Below are 15706 nucleotides of genomic sequence, written 5' to 3' on the forward strand. Positions count from 1 at the left end.
CTCCCCCACGCCCAACGCCTCGGAGGCCGAACGTGTTCCGTGCCGGCCACCGGGAGTCTCAGACGCGTGACTGGCCCGGTGCAGGCTCCGCGGTGATGCTGCTGGCGGCAAAGGCCGGTGCGGGGGCGGCCGCGACCGCCCCGCCTATAGCCACCTGGATCTCCTCTACGCGGCGCCCCGAGACGAGCAGCGCCCGACCCGGAATGGCAAGCAGTCCTCGTGGGGCACGGATCCCGAACGGTTCCCCGTCGCCCGGGGTGCGAGGGCACAGGGCGATCCCGGACTCGGCCCCGGCCACCGCGTGGATGGGGCCTCGGAAGGCCTGTGCGGCCGCGCCGGGCGTCGTCGTCAGCACGATGGCGCCACCGTCGCGGTCGACGAGGCCCGCGATCTCGGTGAGGAGCGGCTCGACGGGCGTGCCTTCGAGGCGGTCGGCGTCGTCGACGAGCACGACGAGGTCGCGGTGCTCCTGCCTGGCCCGGACCAGGGGGTCGACCTCCCATGGGTCGATCGACAGGAGTGCGCCGCACTGAGCGGCGACTCCTGCCCCTGGTCGCTCCACGACCACGACCGCCCGGCCGTCTCGCACTGCGGCCCGGCCGATGGTCGCCAGCGCGGTGGACCGGCCCGATCGTGCGGCACCGGTCACGAGCAGCCGGCGTCCATGAACGACCACATCGATGGCGGCGGTCGTGCCGGAGTCTGCGGACATCCCGATGGGCCACCTCGCATCCCGAGGGGCGCGAGCCAGGAGCTCGGCGTGGTCGACACCGTCGGGCAGGTCCACGACCTCGATGGGAGTGGTCCACCCCGCGGGGAGGGAGCCGACCTCGTCGAGGGCGTCACGCAGCGCGAACTGAACCTCCAGCCGATCGCGCAACCTCACGCCGCGACCGGGGGCCGAAGTGGACGGGAGATCGCGCGGTGAGAGCCCGGCATACAGGGCTTCGGACGGATCGGCGAGGGGCAGGAGGAAGGTCTCGGCGCACAGGCCCGCGAGCCGGCTCGAGAGGGCCGACCGATCGCTCGTCACGACGGCGCGCAGACCACTTTCGCCAGCGCGGAGAAGGTCGAGGAGCTGGTCGCGCGCACCGTCGAGGGCGAGATCGTCGTCGGCATCGAGGCGATCCCATCCGTCGACGAGGAGGAGGACGTCCGGACGATGGGAAGCGTCGCCATCAGTCGCCCGGGAGTGCTCGCGCAGCCGCGCGACGAGCCGGCGAACCCGAGGCAGGTCGTCGGAGCGCACGACCGCACCCACCTGGGGGAGTGAGGCGAGGTCGTCGAGCCGGCCGCTGCTGTCGATGACATAGGCATGGACGGTCCGGTCGGCCTGCGCCAGGTGCGACGCGAGGATGGTCCGCAGAGCGCTCGTGCGACCCGATCGCGGGCCCCCGACGAGCAGCCAGTGACCGTGACCGTCGTGGGCGAACCGATCCTGACGCTGACGAGCCGGACTGTCCACGAGACCGACGGCCGTGCCATCTCCCGAGCCCCACGCCAGGTGCTCGGGGAGCGGCGGCAACCACGGGCGGTGGGGGCGTTCGTGTCCCGCTGCCGCGGAGGCGTCCCGGATCGCCCGGACCACGACAGCGAGGTTGGAGTCCGTGCCAACGTCTCCCGTGCCGACCGTTCCCCCTGCACTGCTGTTGGTGCTCAGCCGGGCCGGCGGAGCGAGCGGGTGCCCGTGGTCGTCGAGCCGCGCGACCGTTGCCGGGCCGGTCGTGCGACCGACACCGACGCGAGCTGCCTGGAACTCGACGAGTTCGCCATCCCCGCCACGTGCGTATCCACGTCCGGGCAAGGTCGGCGGGATGCGCGCGGCGTCGGCGGCACCGATGACGTCCTGCGAGTCGGAAGCGTCGCGCATCCGCATCGCGATGCGCAGGTTGACGTTGGTCTGGATGTCGGCCGTGATGGCCCCGGCAGGTCGTTGCGTGGCGAGGACGAGATGGACCCCGAGCGACCGCCCCACGGCAGCGAGTGAGACGACGCCGTCGATGAAGTCGGGCAGTTCGTCGGCGAGCAGCCGGAACTCGTCGATGACGATGACCAAACGCGGGAGCCCACCCGCAAGTCGACGGTGCTCGTCGAAGTCGCGTGCTCCCGATCCCGCCAGGAGACTCTCCCGGCGGGTGATCTCGGCCTCGAGACTCACGAGCGCGCGCCGGGCCAGACCGTCGTCCAGATTGGTGACGAGGCCGACCGTGTGGGGCAGGTCGCCACATTCGCCGAAGGCCGACCCGCCCTTGTAGTCGACGAGGACGAAGGTCAGGTCCTGCGGTGAACTCTCGAGGGCCAACGAGGTGACGAGGCTGCGGAGCAATTCGGACTTGCCCGAACCCGTCGTGCCTCCCACGAGGAGATGTGGTCCGTCGGCGGCGAGGTCGATGGTCCAGTCATCGCCCATGACGCGCCCGAGCGTGGCGAGGGGGCGACCGCTTCCCGCGCGCCAGTGGTCGGCGAGGAGTGCGGGTTCCACGCCCGCGTCCGGGTCGACCCATGGCAGGAGGTCGAGCAGATCCACGGACGACGGCAGGGATTCGCCCTCGCCGGTGGCATCAAGGAGGGGCGCGAGCGAGCGGCCGATACGTTCGCCCCACCACCAGCCGACCTGGTCGGGCGTGAACGCCGCGACCGGCGTCGCTCCGTCGACGTCAAGGCGGGCGCTGTCCCGACCCGCTCCTCCGCTGGTGCCCAGTCCCACGACCGCGCGACACGAGGCGGGCAGGGCAGCGGTGGACGAGGCCCCGGCGAGCGACCACACGCCGAACCCGCGTCCACGTTCGAGCAGGTCGACGAGTCCGGAGCCGGAATCGATCGCCGCGTCCGGGATGACACACAGAACGCGCGGCTCACCCGGTCCGGCTGAACGAGCCGAACCGGCCAGCACGCCGCCCGACGTCGTGGCTCGCGACTCGCGGCCCGACACGACGTCGCGCAGGGCCTCGAGGCACTCGTCGAGGTCGCCGAAGGTCGCCGTGTGCGGAAGCCAGCGCAGCCACGACAGCGCGGACCGACCCTCGTCCCCGGAGGTGCACACGATGAGCCGCAGTTCGCGCGGCGAGTGGAGGGCGACGAGCTGCCCGAGGATGGAGCGCACGACGGATTCCACGTCGCTCTCGGGGCCGGCGATCCCGAGCCCGCCCGCTTCCTCGAGATCCACCTCGACGGGGAGGTCGTCGAGGTCAGGGTGTTCGACGCTTCCGCCACTGCCGAGCCGGACACTCCCGCCGTTCGAGTTCCCGCGCCCACCGCCCGACCAGCCGGTCCGGCTCGGCAACGACCCCACTCCGACCCGAACGCGACTGACGTCGGCCCCGCCGAGCCTGCGCTCCCACAGCCGACTCCCGGGCCGCGTCGCGATGGCGAGGACCTCCGCCGGGTCGGGCGTCTCTCGCCACCGCTGCTCGCGCTCGAGGTTCCGGAGTGTGTCGAACTCGCGTTGCCGCTCCTCGAGGGTGAGGGTGTGCGCGGCCAGGTCGCGGGCGTACTCCCGGCGCGCGCCCCACCGGTCGCTCACCACGTTGCCGATGAGCATGAGCGGGGACAACAGGGCAAAGGCGAGCATCTGGGGTCCGAAGAAGACCGCGAGCAATCCCGCGAAAGGCACCGGCAGGGCTGCCGCGACCCACGGAATCCGGCCCCGGCGCGGGGGTGTCGGTGGTGTCGGCGCCGTCACCGTCGAGAACGTCGCCGGCGCCACGGTGCGGGGTGAGCGGTTGACGAGCAGGTGTCCATCACCGCGGGGACGTGTCGTCGCCGCGAGCCCGCGCGAGCGTTCGATGCGAAGGCGCGAGGACCCGATGGCGATCGTGTCGGAGTCCATGACGGCCGCCGCACCACCCTGCTCGAGATCGGCACCCCCACATCGCGTGCCGTTCGTCGAGGACAGGTCCGTCACCTGAAATCCACTGTCGGACAGGGTGATTCGCGCGTGGCGCCGACTCAGACGCACGTCGCCGAGGCTGAGGCCCGTCCCGGCCGTGCGTCCGACGACGACCGGGTCGGCCCCGATCGGCAGGCGGTGTCCGGCATCGGGACCGGCCACGACTGTCAGTTCCATGGGGCCTGACGGCGACTCGGTCACGCGGCGTGGCTCGTCGAGGGCGAGGACCACACCGTGCAGCAGGGGAGGGGTACCGAGAACCGCCTCCATCGTCACCGTCTCACCCGCGCACGACACCCGGCTGGGCGAATGCCCGGCCACGTCGGCCAGGAGCGGCAGCACCTCGCCAAGCGTCGTCCCCTCGGGTGCGGTGATGCGGACATCGGCCACTCCCTGCCGGCGGCTCGGCCAGCGCAGAGTGACGTCAAAAGTGGTCGTGGACGGCATACGTCCACGCTAGGGAAATCCGCTCACCCGCCCCGAAAGTTATCCACAGCGGCAGGTGCGGTGACTCAGGTCGGGTCGGTCACGGCATACGCGCGCATGCTCAACGGCGCAAGGGTGACGTCGGCACCGGCGGTGACGACATCGCCGTCCGATGGACGCTCCCAGACGCTGTCCCAGAGCAGTCGGTACGCCGACAGCCCGGGCGCCTCGGGCAGAGACACCGTCTGCTCGTTGAGCCCACCGTGGAGGACGACCAGGACCGATTCATGGCCGAGCCAGGCGCCGTTGACGAGCATCTGGAGGGTGCGCTGCCCCGGCTCCGTCCAGTCCTGCATGGGGGAGCCGTCGGCGGCGTACCAGGCCAGGTCGATCGAGCCGTCCTCGTGCACTTCCTTGCCCTCGGCCCACGTCCGCTGCCGCAGCGCGGGGTGCTCGCGACGGATCGCGATGAGGTGTTGCGTCGTGGCGAGCAGATCGTCCTGCCAGGGGGCGCGGTCCCAGTTGAACCACGTCGTCGCGTTGTCCTGGTTGTAGGGGTTGTTGTTGCCGTTCTGCGTCCGCCCGAACTCGTCGCCGGCGTTGATCATCGGGATGCCGGACGAGAGCAACAACGTGCCCAGCAGGTTGCGCATCGACCGTCGCCGCAGCGTGAGGACCTGCTCGTCGTCCGTGGGGCCCTCGACTCCGTGGTTCCAGGAGCGGTTGCCGTTGGAGCCGTCGTTGTTGTCCTCGCCGTTGTCCTCGTTGTGTTTTTCGTTGTATGCCGTGAGGTCGGCAAGCGTGAATCCGTCGTGTGCCGCCACGAAGTTCACCGACGCAGTCGGCCCGCGGTCGCGGGTGCCGAAGAGGTCGCGGGATCCGGCCAGGCGCGTCGCGAGGTCCTGGACGCCGTGGGCCACCTGGCCCGGCACGGCCGGGCGGTGGTCGGCCAACCAGAAGTCGCGCACCGAGTCGCGGAAGCGGTCGTTCCACTCCGAGAACGGCGGCGGGAACTGACCGGTGCGCCAGCCGTGCATGCCGACGTCCCACGGCTCGACGATGAGCTTGGTGCGCGACAGCACCGGGTCGGTGCGCAACCCGACGAGGAACGGGTGGTCGGGGTCGAACTCGTCCGTGCGGCCTCGCCCCAGCGCGACGGCGAGGTCGAAGCGGAAGCCGTCGACGTGGCACTCCTGCACCCAGTAGCGCAGTGAGTCGAGGGCGAGTCGGCACATGACCGGGTGGCGCAGGTCCAGGGTGTTGCCGGTGCCCGTGACGTCGATGTCGCGACCGCGTTCGTCGAGGCGGTAGTAAGCCCGGTTGTCGAGGCCACGGAACGAGAGCGTCGCACCCGTGCCACTCGCCTCCGCGGTGTGGTTGTAGACGACGTCGAGCAGGACCTCGAGCCCGGCGTCGTGGAGCAGCTTGACCATGCCCTTGAACTCGTCGAGCGCGCCCTGCGGGTCCTTCGCCGCGGCATAGGCGGCATGCGGTGCGAAGAAGCCCAACGTGTTGTAGCCCCAGTGGTTGGCCAGCCCCTTCTGGACGAGGAACGGCTCCGAGGCGAACGAGTGGATCGGCAGCAACTCGACGGCGGTGATGCCGAGCGAGGTGAGGTACTCGATCGTTGCGGGGTGGGCCAGACCAGCATAGGTGCCACGAAGGTCCTCCGGGACACCCGGGAGCTCCATCGTGAGGTTGCGGACGTGCGTCTCGTAGATGACGGTTTCCGACCGCGTCACCGCCGGGGCAGTGTCGTTGCCCCAGTCGAAACGGTCGTCGACTACGACGCTGCGCGGCATGTCCGGCGCCGAGTCCGACGTCGACGCCGCGAACCCGTCACCGTGCCAGGTCTTCTCGTCCACCTCGTGCCCGTAGACGCTCGGCCCGAACCGCACCTCGCCCTCGATGGCTCGGGCATAGGGATCCATGAGCAACTGATTGGGGTTGTGGCGCAACCCCTGCTCGGGGTTCCACTCGCCGTCGACGCGGAAGCCATAGCGCTGCCCCACGCCCACGTCCGGCACGAACCCGAACCACCACCCGAACGCGTGGTCGACGAGCGCCACCCGGCGCTCGGTCACGCCCGCGAAGTCTCCTTCGTCGAACAGGCACAGCTCCACGGAACCGGCGTGACCGGCATACACACTCACTTCGACGCCACCGTCAACGACGGTGACGCCGGGCGCGGGAGGGAGGTCGCGGGGAATGCGCAGGGCAGGGACGGAGGTGGCGGACGTCAACGGCGTCATGGCGGCAGCCTAGAGACGGGGTGGGACGCCCGCATCGTCTGCCGGGTCTCGCGCGCGTCGCGCCGGGCCCGTGACAAGGTGGGGACATGAGCGATCCGACTTCCCTCCCGAACTTCCCGCCGCCGGCCAACGAGCACCCGCTGCGCGGTCGCGTGCTCGACGTCCTCGTCGACATGGGAGCCCAGCCCAACATCGACAACGACGGTGACGTCGCCTTCCAGGCCAACGAGCAGACGATCTTCATCCGCGCGACCGAGGGCGACCTGCCGGTCATGCGCGTCTTCGGCCAGTGGACGCTGCCGGACGAGGTCGCCGCGGACGCTGCGAAGGTCTCGGCCACCTGCAACGAGGTCAACCTGTCGCTGAACTGCGTCAAGACGGGCGTCGCCAACAACACCCTCGTGGTCACGAGCGAGCACCTCGTCACGCCCGGCGCGGACGTCGCCACGCTCGTCCAGGTGAGCACCTCGATCATCCTCTCGGCGGTCCAGCTGTGGCACGAGCGCGCGCTCGGCCTCGAGCCGGGACAGGGTGGACAGGGCGGTCAGGCCGGCCCCGGCGACCAGGGCGGCCAACCCGGCCCGGACGCCAACGGTTCGACGCCGGGACAGGGCGCGCCGTGAGCGAGGTCGTCCGCCTCGAGGTCGAGGACGGCCTCGGCATCATCCGGCTCGACCGGCCGCCGATGAACGCGCTCAACGACGAGGTCCAGCGCGGCATCATCGCCGCGGCGGCCGAGGCGACCGAGCGCAAGGACGTCGGCGCCGTCATCGTCTATGGCGGTGAGAAGGTCTTCGCGGCCGGCGTCGACATCAAGCAGATGGCCGACTGGTCCTACACCGACATGGTCGACCACTCGGTCCTCTTCCAGGACTTCACCAAGGCGCTCGCGGCCATCCCGAAGCCGACGGTCGCAGCCATCACCGGCTACGCCCTCGGTGGCGGGTGCGAGGTCGCGCTCGCGTGTGACTTCCGGATCGCGGCCAAGGGCACCAAGCTCGGCCAGCCCGAGGTCCTCCTCGGTGTCATCCCGGGTGCGGGCGGTTCGCAGCGTCTCGCGCGTCTCATCGGCCCGGCCAAGGCGAAGGACCTGATCTTCACGGGCCGATTCGTCGACGCCGACGAAGCCCTTGCGATCGGCCTCGTCGACGAGGTCATCGACCCCAACGCGGATTCCGAGACTGACTCTCCGATCCTCGCGGCCGCCAAGGCAAAGATGAAGCAGTATGCCGGTGGGCCGGCCTACGCTCTGCGCGCCGCGAAGGAGGCCATCGACTCCGGCCTCGAGACCGACCTCAACAGTGGCCTCGAGATCGAGCGGATGCTCTTTGCGTCGGTCTTCGCCACCAGGGACCGCACGACGGGCATGCAGTCGTTCATCGAGAACGGCCCGGGCAAGGCGACGTTCGAGGGCGCCTGATCCGGGGTCAGGCCATCACACTGTCGACGAACGTCCGGAGTCCGTCGACGTCGGTGTAGTGGTGCGACCGGATCCCGAGGATCTCGGCCGTCGCGACGTTGACCGTGGACTGGTCGACGTAGGCGATCTCGCTGAACATCAGCCCGTGTCGCATGGCCACGGTGCTGTAGACGTCGGGCTCGGGAAGCGCCATGCCGAGGTGGGCGCTGCTCGTCACCGAGTCGACCTCGCCCGTCAGGTCCAGGCGGGCGAGGTCGTCCTCGAGCCGGCTCGTCGCGTTGACGAGAAGGGCGACCCGGAGCCGGGTGCGGGCGTGCCGGACGACGGTGAGGACGTCGGTGTCGACGGTCCCGGCCGGACCGAGCCAGTCGTGGACGGCGTCCCGCGCCCGATCGCCGTGCTCGGCCACGAGCAGGTCGGTGATCATCGCCTGCCAGGTGCCGTCGTCGATGACTCCGGTGATCGCCGGCAGGAGGCGTTCGGGCGTGCAGGCGACCCGGTGCAGCGTGCCGGCAGGGAGACCGTGGTCGCTCTCGACCGCCGCGGTCAGGGCGTCGTCCCAGATCCGCAGGACCCCGTCGAGGTCGAGGAGCAGCACCTTGATCACGGGCACTCCTCCTCGAGTGATCGACGGGCTCCTGACCCCTCGATGTTGCCCGACTCACAGGGTCCAGCGGTCGATCACGAGCAGAGGAAAGCAATTTCTGTGCCCACCATCACGCCCGGAGGATTCTCCGGGAGGCGAGCACCCGGCATACGCTCGGTCGTAGTCCCGAAATCCACTGAACGATCCCAGAGAAGAGGACGAGGCACGCATGAACATCGTCGTCTGCGTCAAGTACGTGCCCGACGCACAGTCCGACCGCACCTTCAACGAGGCGGACAACACCACGGACCGCGAGGGCGTCGAGGGTCTCCTGTCGGAGATCGACGAGTACGCCGTCGAGGAAGCGCTCAAGCTCGCCGAGGCCGGCGAAGGTGAGGTCACCGTCGTCACCGTCGGTCCGGACCAGGCCGTCGACGCGGTCAAGAAGGCCCTCCAGATGGGTGCCGACAAGGCCGTCCACGTCAGCGACGAGGCCATCCACGGCTCCGACGCCGCCGCGACCTCCCTCATCCTCGCCGAGGCCATCAAGAAGGCCTCCGGCGACGCCAACCCCGACCTCGTCCTCATGGGCATGAGCTCGACCGACGGTGTCATGGGTGTCGTGCCCGCGATGGTCGCCGAGCGCCTTGGCCTGCCGGCCGTCACCTACGCCTCCGAGCTGACCCTCGACGGCCAGTCGGTGAAGATCCGCCGCGACGGCGACGCTGCCTCCGAGACGATCGAGTCGACCCTCCCTGCGCTCGTGTCCGTCACGGACCAGATCAACGAGCCGCGCTACCCCTCGTTCAAGGGGATCATGGCCGCGAAGAAGAAGCCGGTCGAGACCTGGACCCTCGCGGACCTGGGCGTGGACGCCGGTCAGGTGGGCCTTGACGCCGCCTGGACCAAGGTGACCTCCTTCGCCAAGCGTCCGCCGCGCGAGCAGGGCCAGATCGTCACCGACGAGGGTGACGGTGGCACGAAGCTCGCCGAGTTCCTGTCCGCCCAGAAGTTCCTCTGAGGAGTTAGCACCCATGGCTGAAGTTCTCGTCCTCGTCGACCACGCCGGCGGCAAGATCCGCAAGGCGACCGCCGAGCTGCTCACCATCGCTCGCCGCCTCGGCGAGCCCTCCGCCGTCTACATCGGCCCGAACGCCGAGACCGCCCAGGTCACCCTGGCCAAGTACGGCGCGCACAAGGTCTACGTCTACGACGCACCCGACGCCCTCGAGTACCTCGTCGCCCCGCAGGCCGAGATCCTCGCGTCCGTCGTCGAGAAGGCCTCCCCGCTCGCCGTGCTCATCCCGAGCAACTCGGCCGGCAAGGAGATCGCGGCCCGCCTCGGTATCCGCACCGAGTCCGGTGTCATCACCGACGCGGTCGACGTCGTCGCCGGCGCCGAGGGCGTCGAGACGACGCAGTCGGTCTTCGCCGGTTCCTACACGGTCAAGGCGACCGTGACCAAGGGCTCGGCCATCGTGGCGGTCAAGCCGAACTCGGTCGCGATCGAGCCGGCCCCGGCCGCGGGCGCCGTCGAAAAGATTGACATCACGCTGTCGGACGCCGCCAAGGCCGCGAAGATCACCGAGTCGAAGCCGAAGGAGTCCACGGGTCGCCCCGAGCTCACCGAGGCCAAGATCGTCGTCTCCGGTGGTCGTGGCACCGGCGGTGACTTCGGTCCGGTGGAGGAGTTCGCCGACTCGCTCGGCGCTGCGGTGGGTGCCTCGCGCGCCGCCGTCGACGCCGGCTGGTACCCGCACAGCAACCAGGTCGGCCAGACCGGCAAGCAGGTCTCGCCGCAGCTCTACGTCGCGGCGGGCATCTCCGGTGCCATCCAGCACCGCGCCGGCATGCAGACGTCCAAGACGATCGTCGCGATCAACAAGGACGAAGAGGCCCCGATCTTCGAGCTCGTCGACTTCGGCGTCGTCGGTGACCTGTTCACCGTCCTGCCGCAGGCGACCGAGGTCGTCAAGAAGGCCAAGGGCTGAAATCGACTGATTGTGAGTTCGCCCCCTTCCAGCGCACGGTGACGTGCGTCGGGAGGGGGCGAACTCACAATCAGTCGCGTTGTGGGAGCGGACGTACGATTTGTCGGTGAGTGCGTATCTGGACCATGCGGCGACGACCCCCATGAGGGCGTCGGCACGTGCCGCGTGGCTCGAGCAGAGTGAGCGGGTCGGCAACCCGTCGTCGCTGCACACCTCCGGCCGCTCCGCCCGCGCGGTCGTCGAGGAGTCGCGTGAGCAGATCGCTGCCGCACTCGGCGCGCGTCCCAGCGAGGTCGTCTTCACGTCCGGGGGAACCGAGGCCGACAACCTCGCGATCAAGGGCACGTATGCCGCCCGCTCCCGTTCCGTGGGTGCCTCCCGTCTCGTCGTGAGCGGGATCGAGCACCACGCCGTCCTCGACCCGGTGGAGCACCTGGTGCGCCGCCAGGGCGCCGAGGTGACGTGGCTCGAGCCGGATCGGTGCGGCCACATCGCCGTCGACGATCTGGCGGCGGCTCTCGCGGACCCGGGTGTGGCCGAGCAGGTCGCCCTCGTCAGCGTCATGTGGGCCAACAACGAGGTCGGCACGGTGGAGCCCGTGGCCGACCTCGCCGCCGTGGCCCGGGAGGCCGGGGTGCCGTTCCACACCGACGCGGTGCAGGCCATCGGCCAGCTGCCCGTCAGCTTCGCAGACAGCGGCGCCGACCTCATGACCGTGTCCGCCCACAAGCTCGGTGGACCCGTCGGGGTCGGGGCACTCCTCGCCCGACGCGATGCCAAGCTCGTGCCCATCGTCCACGGAGGTGGGCAGGAGCGGCAGGTGCGGTCGGGCACCCTGGACGCGGCCGGCATACGCGCGTTCGCTGTCGCCCTGACCGAGGAGGTCGCGGAGCGCGAGGCGACCACGGCGCGCGTGACCGCCCTGCGCGACCGGCTCATCACCGGCGCGCTCGGCCTCGGGCTCGGGATCACCGTGAGCGGCTGCTGGACCGAGGGCGACGCGGAGTCGCGCCTCGCCGGCAACGCGCACCTGCTCGTGCCCGGGTGCGAGGGCGACTCATTGCTCTATCTACTCGACGCCGCTGGGGTCGAGTGCTCGACGGGTTCGGCGTGCCAGGCCGGGGTGCCCCGGCCGAGCCATGTGCTGCTCGCGATGGGCTACCCCGAGGCGGAGGCGCGTGGGGCGCTGCGGCTCTCGCTCGGGTGGACCTCGACACAGGCTGACGTCGACGCGTTCCTCGCGGCGCTGCCGGGTGTCGTCGAGCGTGCGCGACGGGCGAGCGGGGCGGCCTGATGCGCGTCGTCGCCGCGATGAGCGGGGGAGTGGACTCGGCAGTGGCCGCCGCCCGGATGCTCGACGCCGGACACGACGTCGTCGGTGTGCACCTCGCGCTGTCGCAGTCGGCTGCCACGCTGCGCGAGTCGGCGCGCGGGTGCTGCACGATCGAGGACGCAGGGGACGCGCGGCGCGTGGCCGACCGGCTGGGGATCCCGTTCTACGTGTGGGACATGGCGGAGCGCTTCAAGCGGGACGTCATGGAGGACTTCGTCGCGGAGTACCAGGCGGGGCGCACCCCGAACCCGTGCCTGCGCTGCAATGAGTCGATCAAGTTCGCGGCGCTGTTGGACAAGGCGCTGGCGCTGGGGTTCGACGCCGTGGCGACCGGGCATTATGCGCAGATCGTCGAGCGGGTCAGTGCGGACGGCGAGGTCGTGCGCGAGCTCCACCGCGCGGTCGATGCGTCGAAGGACCAGTCCTATGTGCTCGGGGTGCTCGACGAGGATCAGCTGGCGCGGGCCTTCTTTCCTCTCGGTGACACGACGAAGCCGGACATCCGTGCGGAGGCGGCCGAGCGCGGGTTCTCGATCGCGAAGAAGCCGGACTCCTACGACATCTGCTTCATCGCCGACGGCGACACCCGCGGGTGGTTGACGAAGCGGCTGGGGGAGCAGCCCGGCGAAGTCGTCGACGCGGTGACGGGAGACGTCGTCGGGTCGCACCAGGGGGCCTATGGGTTCACGATCGGGCAGCGGCGCGGGCTCGGTCTCGACCGGTCCTCGCTCGATGGCGACCCGCGCTACGTCGTGGGGGTCGAGGCGTCGAGCAACCGCGTCCTCATCGGCACCCAGGACCTGCTCGGCGTCGACGTGCTGCGGGCCGACCACGCCCGCTGGTGCGGGACCGCTCCCGAGGGGGAGGTGCGCGTCGGTGCCCAGGTCCGGGCGCACGGCGAGGAGGTCCCCGCGTTTGCTCGTGTGCACGCCGATGACCCCGAGGTGGTGCACGTGCGCCTCGACTCGCGGCTGCGCGGTGTGGCTCCGGGTCAGTCCGTCGTCCTCTACGACGGGACGCGGGTCATCGGGTCGGCGACGATCGCCGAGACCTCGCGCGCCGGAGTCCCCGCCTGACCTCATGCGGGCCCAGTGGGTCTTGCGGAATAGTTCAGAATTCAATTACATTGACAGTGGTGAGTTCGCCGCACCTCTGATGGCGACCGAGCGAAGGAGTGCTCATGCCTGCCGTGACCGTCGAGAACATCCTCACCCTTCCCCGCGTCAGTGAGCCTCGCGCGGACGCCGTGGCCCGGCCGGTCCGGAGCGTCACGACCGCACCCGCCGGCTTCGAGGGTGAGGGCTTCCCCGTCCGCCGCGCCTTCGCCGGTGTCGACCTCGCCGCGCTCGATCCCTTCATCCACATGGACCAGATGGGCGAGGTCGAGTACGCCCCGGGCGAGCCCAAGGGCACCCCGTGGCACCCGCACCGCGGCTTCGAGACCGTCACCTACATCATCGACGGCACGTTCCTCCACCGTGACTCGCACGGCGGTGGTGGCCGGATCACCGACGGCGACACCCAGTGGATGACGGCTGGTTCCGGGCTGCTGCACATCGAGACGCCGCCCGAGTCACTCGTCATGAGCGGCGGGCTGTTCCACGGGCTGCAGCTCTGGGTCAACCTTCCGAGCACCCTCAAAATGGCGCCGCCGCGCTACCAGGACATCCGGGGCGGGGACGTCGCCCTCCTCTCGAGCCCGGACGGCGGTGCGCTGCTGCGCGTCATTGCCGGCGAGCTCGACGGGCACGACGGCCCGGGCATCACGCACACCCCGATCAGCATCGTCCACGCGACGCTTGCTCCCGGGGCGCGCGTGCGGCTGCCGTGGAACGCGAACTACAACGGACTCGTCTACGCCCTGAACGGTCGCGGCACCGTCGGTAGTGAGCGCCGCCCGATCGGCATGGGCCAGCTCGCGGTCCTCGGTGCCGGTGACGTCATCGAGGTCGGAGCCGACGAGAGCCAGGAGAGCCGCAGCCCGAGCCTCGACCTCTACATCATGGGTGGGCAGCCGATCCGTGAGCCGGTCGCGGCCTACGGCCCGTTCGTCATGAACACCCGCGCCGAGCTCATGCAGGCGTTCGAGGACTTCCAGGCCGGTCGCCTCGGCACGATCCCGTCCGAACCGCACCCCGGCCACGACGTCCTCTGACCGCGCGAGCCAGCCGACGGCAGGCGGTCGCTCGGGTGGGCGGACGGCATACGCGCTGTGGATCGGTGACCGGAGGGAACGTGAAGGGTCCGGAGGCCACATAAGCCTCCGGACCCTTCACGTGCCCTCATGGGGAGGAAATGTTGGGGCGAGTTCAGGGCGTCAGGCCGCGGGCGAGGGCACGCACGGCGAGGTCGGCGCGCGACTCGGGCAGGCCGGCATACCCGATGACGAGTCCGCGGCGCTCGGACTCGACGGCGTAGGCCGAGAGCGGGTTCACGGCAACGCCGTGCCGCAGTAGCCCCGTCGCGACCTCGTGGTCGTCGAGGTCGGAGTCCAGTAGGAGGACGAGGTGCAGCCCGGCATCGACCCCGCTGAGGCGGTGATGGGGGAGGTGGCGGTCGAGGGCCGCGACGAGTCGTGCCCGTCGCCCGGCGTAGGTGCGCGCTGCGCGGGCATGGTGCGACGCGAGTGACCCGTTGGCGATGAACTCCGCCACCGCCTCGCCGGTCATCTCGTTGACGACGAGGTTGTGGCGTTCGAGTTCGAGACGGACGGCGTCATGCAGCGGCCGCGGGGGAGCGACCCAAGAGACGCGCAGGGTGGGGACGAGGATCTTGGACGCCGTGCCCATGTAGAGGACGTGGTCGTCGGCGCCTTCGAGGGAGCGCAGCGCGGGCAGCGGCGAGACGTCGTAGCGGAACTCGCCGTCGTAGTCGTCCTCGATGACGATGCCGCCGCTGGCGCGTGCCCAGTCGAGCAGCGCTGTCCGCCGGACGACGGGCATGCGGGCACCGAGGGGGTACTGGTGCGACGGGGTGACATAGGTGGCGGCATCGGTGCGCCGGAGCTGCGCGGGGTCGAGGCCATCGTCGTCGACCGACACTGCGCGTGTGCGAACTCCGCTGTCCGAGAACGCAGTCCAGGCCTCGACATAGCCCGGGTCCTCGATGGCAACCGTGCGCCCGACGAGCCCGAGCGCCGACGGCAACGCACGCAGGGTCGCGCTCACGCCGGGCGTGATGAGGAGGTCGTCAGGGTCGAGGGCGATGCCGCGGCTGCGCCGGATGTGGTCGGCGAGCACCTGGCGCAGACGGACGTGCGGGGGAGCCTGGTCCATGTCATTGCCGGGCACGAGCGAGGCCGCGTGTCGCCACGCCCGCCGCCACGCGGCACGGTCGAGGAAGCCGATGTCGGGCCGCCCGGGACGCAGGTCGAAGCGCACCTCGTGCCGTGCCGGCCCGGCAGTCGGCCCCGTCGCACACGGTGCAACCGGCTCGACGGACGAGAGCGCCCCAGCCCGAGCGGCCCGGTCCGCACCCGATGCCACGACCGCTCCGGAGCCCGGGCGCGTCTCGATGAACCCGGCCGCGGCGAGCTCGTCATAGGCCGCGACGACCGGGCCGCGGGAGATGCCGAGCTCCGTCGCCAACACCCGCGTGGACGGCAGGGGATCGCCCGGACGAACCCGCCCCTCGCGGAGCTCGGCGACGACGGCGTCGGCGACGCGCTGGCGCAATGGCCGGTCACTGCCGTCGAGGGTCAGAGGCAGACTCGTCGAGCGGGGAGCGCGCGGCATGGCGACCAGAATACTGGTCCTGACAGAACCCCGATAGTGGTTCTCGCAGCCGAACCACTTGGCGCGGACAATGGT

11 protein-coding genes are annotated in these 15706 nt (G+C 70.6%); 7 read left to right on the forward strand and 4 right to left on the reverse strand.

All coding sequences use genetic code 11. From position 1 onward, the window contains the following. Positions 1 to 58: 58 nt before the first annotated feature. Both N803_RS12750 and glgX read right to left on the reverse strand, forming a co-directional pair. Positions 59 to 4336, reverse strand: a complete 4278-nt coding sequence (locus N803_RS12750; RefSeq protein WP_084764483.1) for an FtsK/SpoIIIE domain-containing protein — start codon at positions 4334 to 4336, stop codon at positions 59 to 61. 65 nt (positions 4337 to 4401) lie between these two features. Beyond that, the gene (glgX, locus tag N803_RS12755; RefSeq protein WP_052112259.1) at positions 4402 to 6567 is read right to left on the reverse strand and encodes a glycogen debranching protein GlgX; all 2166 of its coding nucleotides are present in this window, start codon (positions 6565 to 6567) and stop codon (positions 4402 to 4404) included. Between the two features lie 86 nt (positions 6568 to 6653). Between glgX and N803_RS12760 the strand changes: the two genes are divergently transcribed. After that, the gene (locus N803_RS12760) at positions 6654 to 7190 is read left to right on the forward strand and encodes a T3SS (YopN, CesT) and YbjN peptide-binding chaperone 1 (RefSeq protein ID WP_035905913.1); all 537 of its coding nucleotides are present in this window, start codon (positions 6654 to 6656) and stop codon (positions 7188 to 7190) included. Beyond that, positions 7187 to 7987 carry an enoyl-CoA hydratase/isomerase family protein gene (locus tag N803_RS12765; protein WP_035905915.1) on the forward strand — a complete coding sequence of 267 codons (801 nt, stop codon included), beginning with the start codon at positions 7187 to 7189 and terminating at the stop codon, positions 7985 to 7987. Before N803_RS12760 ends, N803_RS12765 begins: the two co-directional genes overlap by 4 nt. Before the next feature lie 7 nt (positions 7988 to 7994). On the opposite strand, the gene N803_RS12770 is transcribed toward N803_RS12765, so the two are convergent. Next, positions 7995 to 8594 (reverse strand): HAD family hydrolase, encoded by a 600-nt coding sequence (locus N803_RS12770; RefSeq protein WP_052112260.1) that lies wholly within the window; start codon positions 8592 to 8594, stop codon positions 7995 to 7997. 208 nt (positions 8595 to 8802) lie between these two features. Between N803_RS12770 and N803_RS12775 the strand changes: the two genes are divergently transcribed. The 5 genes from N803_RS12775 to N803_RS12795 all read left to right on the forward strand — a co-directional run bounded on the left by N803_RS12775 (position 8803) and on the right by N803_RS12795 (position 14052). Then, positions 8803 to 9594: an electron transfer flavoprotein subunit beta/FixA family protein gene (locus N803_RS12775; RefSeq protein ID WP_035905917.1), complete on the forward strand. Its 792-nt coding sequence runs from the start codon at positions 8803 to 8805 to the stop codon at positions 9592 to 9594. A 13-nt stretch (positions 9595 to 9607) separates the two neighbouring features. Next, the gene (locus N803_RS12780) at positions 9608 to 10564 is read left to right on the forward strand and encodes an electron transfer flavoprotein subunit alpha/FixB family protein (protein ID WP_035905919.1); all 957 of its coding nucleotides are present in this window, start codon (positions 9608 to 9610) and stop codon (positions 10562 to 10564) included. A gap of 106 nt (positions 10565 to 10670) precedes the next feature. Next, positions 10671 to 11858, forward strand: coding sequence for a cysteine desulfurase family protein (locus tag N803_RS12785; RefSeq protein ID WP_035905920.1), 1188 nt, complete (start codon positions 10671 to 10673; stop codon positions 11856 to 11858). Next, entirely contained in the window at positions 11858 to 12973 is a 1116-nt protein-coding gene (gene mnmA / locus N803_RS12790; RefSeq protein WP_035905922.1) for a tRNA 2-thiouridine(34) synthase MnmA, read from the forward strand. Before N803_RS12785 ends, mnmA begins: the two co-directional genes overlap by 1 nt. A 104-nt stretch (positions 12974 to 13077) precedes the next feature. Further along, on the forward strand, positions 13078 to 14052 hold the full coding sequence (locus N803_RS12795; RefSeq protein ID WP_035905923.1) for a pirin family protein: 975 nt from the start codon (positions 13078 to 13080) through the stop codon (positions 14050 to 14052). 154 nt (positions 14053 to 14206) lie between these two features. On the opposite strand, the gene pdxR is transcribed toward N803_RS12795, so the two are convergent. After that, positions 14207 to 15631, reverse strand: a complete 1425-nt coding sequence (pdxR, locus tag N803_RS12800; RefSeq protein ID WP_035905924.1) for a MocR-like pyridoxine biosynthesis transcription factor PdxR — start codon at positions 15629 to 15631, stop codon at positions 14207 to 14209. Positions 15632 to 15706: the final 75 nt, after the last annotated feature.

The sequence above is a fragment of the Knoellia subterranea KCTC 19937 genome (assembly GCF_000768685.1).
Lineage (GTDB): Bacteria > Actinomycetota > Actinomycetes > Actinomycetales > Dermatophilaceae > Knoellia > Knoellia subterranea.

What these genes read in the sequence shown, in the direction of transcription:
- N803_RS12760 (WP_035905913.1), top strand. Translation starts at nt 6,654, where the DNA reads ATGAGCGATCCGACTTCCCTCCCGAACTTCCCGCCGCCGGCCAACGAG.
- N803_RS12750 (WP_084764483.1), bottom strand. Translation starts at nt 4,336, where the DNA reads ATGCCGTCCACGACCACTTTTGACGTCACTCTGCGCTGGCCGAGCCGC.
- mnmA (WP_035905922.1), top strand. Translation starts at nt 11,858, where the DNA reads ATGCGCGTCGTCGCCGCGATGAGCGGGGGAGTGGACTCGGCAGTGGCC.
- N803_RS12775 (WP_035905917.1), top strand. Translation starts at nt 8,803, where the DNA reads ATGAACATCGTCGTCTGCGTCAAGTACGTGCCCGACGCACAGTCCGAC.
- N803_RS12780 (WP_035905919.1), top strand. Translation starts at nt 9,608, where the DNA reads ATGGCTGAAGTTCTCGTCCTCGTCGACCACGCCGGCGGCAAGATCCGC.
- glgX (WP_052112259.1), bottom strand. Translation starts at nt 6,567, where the DNA reads ATGACGCCGTTGACGTCCGCCACCTCCGTCCCTGCCCTGCGCATTCCC.
- N803_RS12795 (WP_035905923.1), top strand. Translation starts at nt 13,078, where the DNA reads ATGCCTGCCGTGACCGTCGAGAACATCCTCACCCTTCCCCGCGTCAGT.
- pdxR (WP_035905924.1), bottom strand. Translation starts at nt 15,631, where the DNA reads ATGCCGCGCGCTCCCCGCTCGACGAGTCTGCCTCTGACCCTCGACGGC.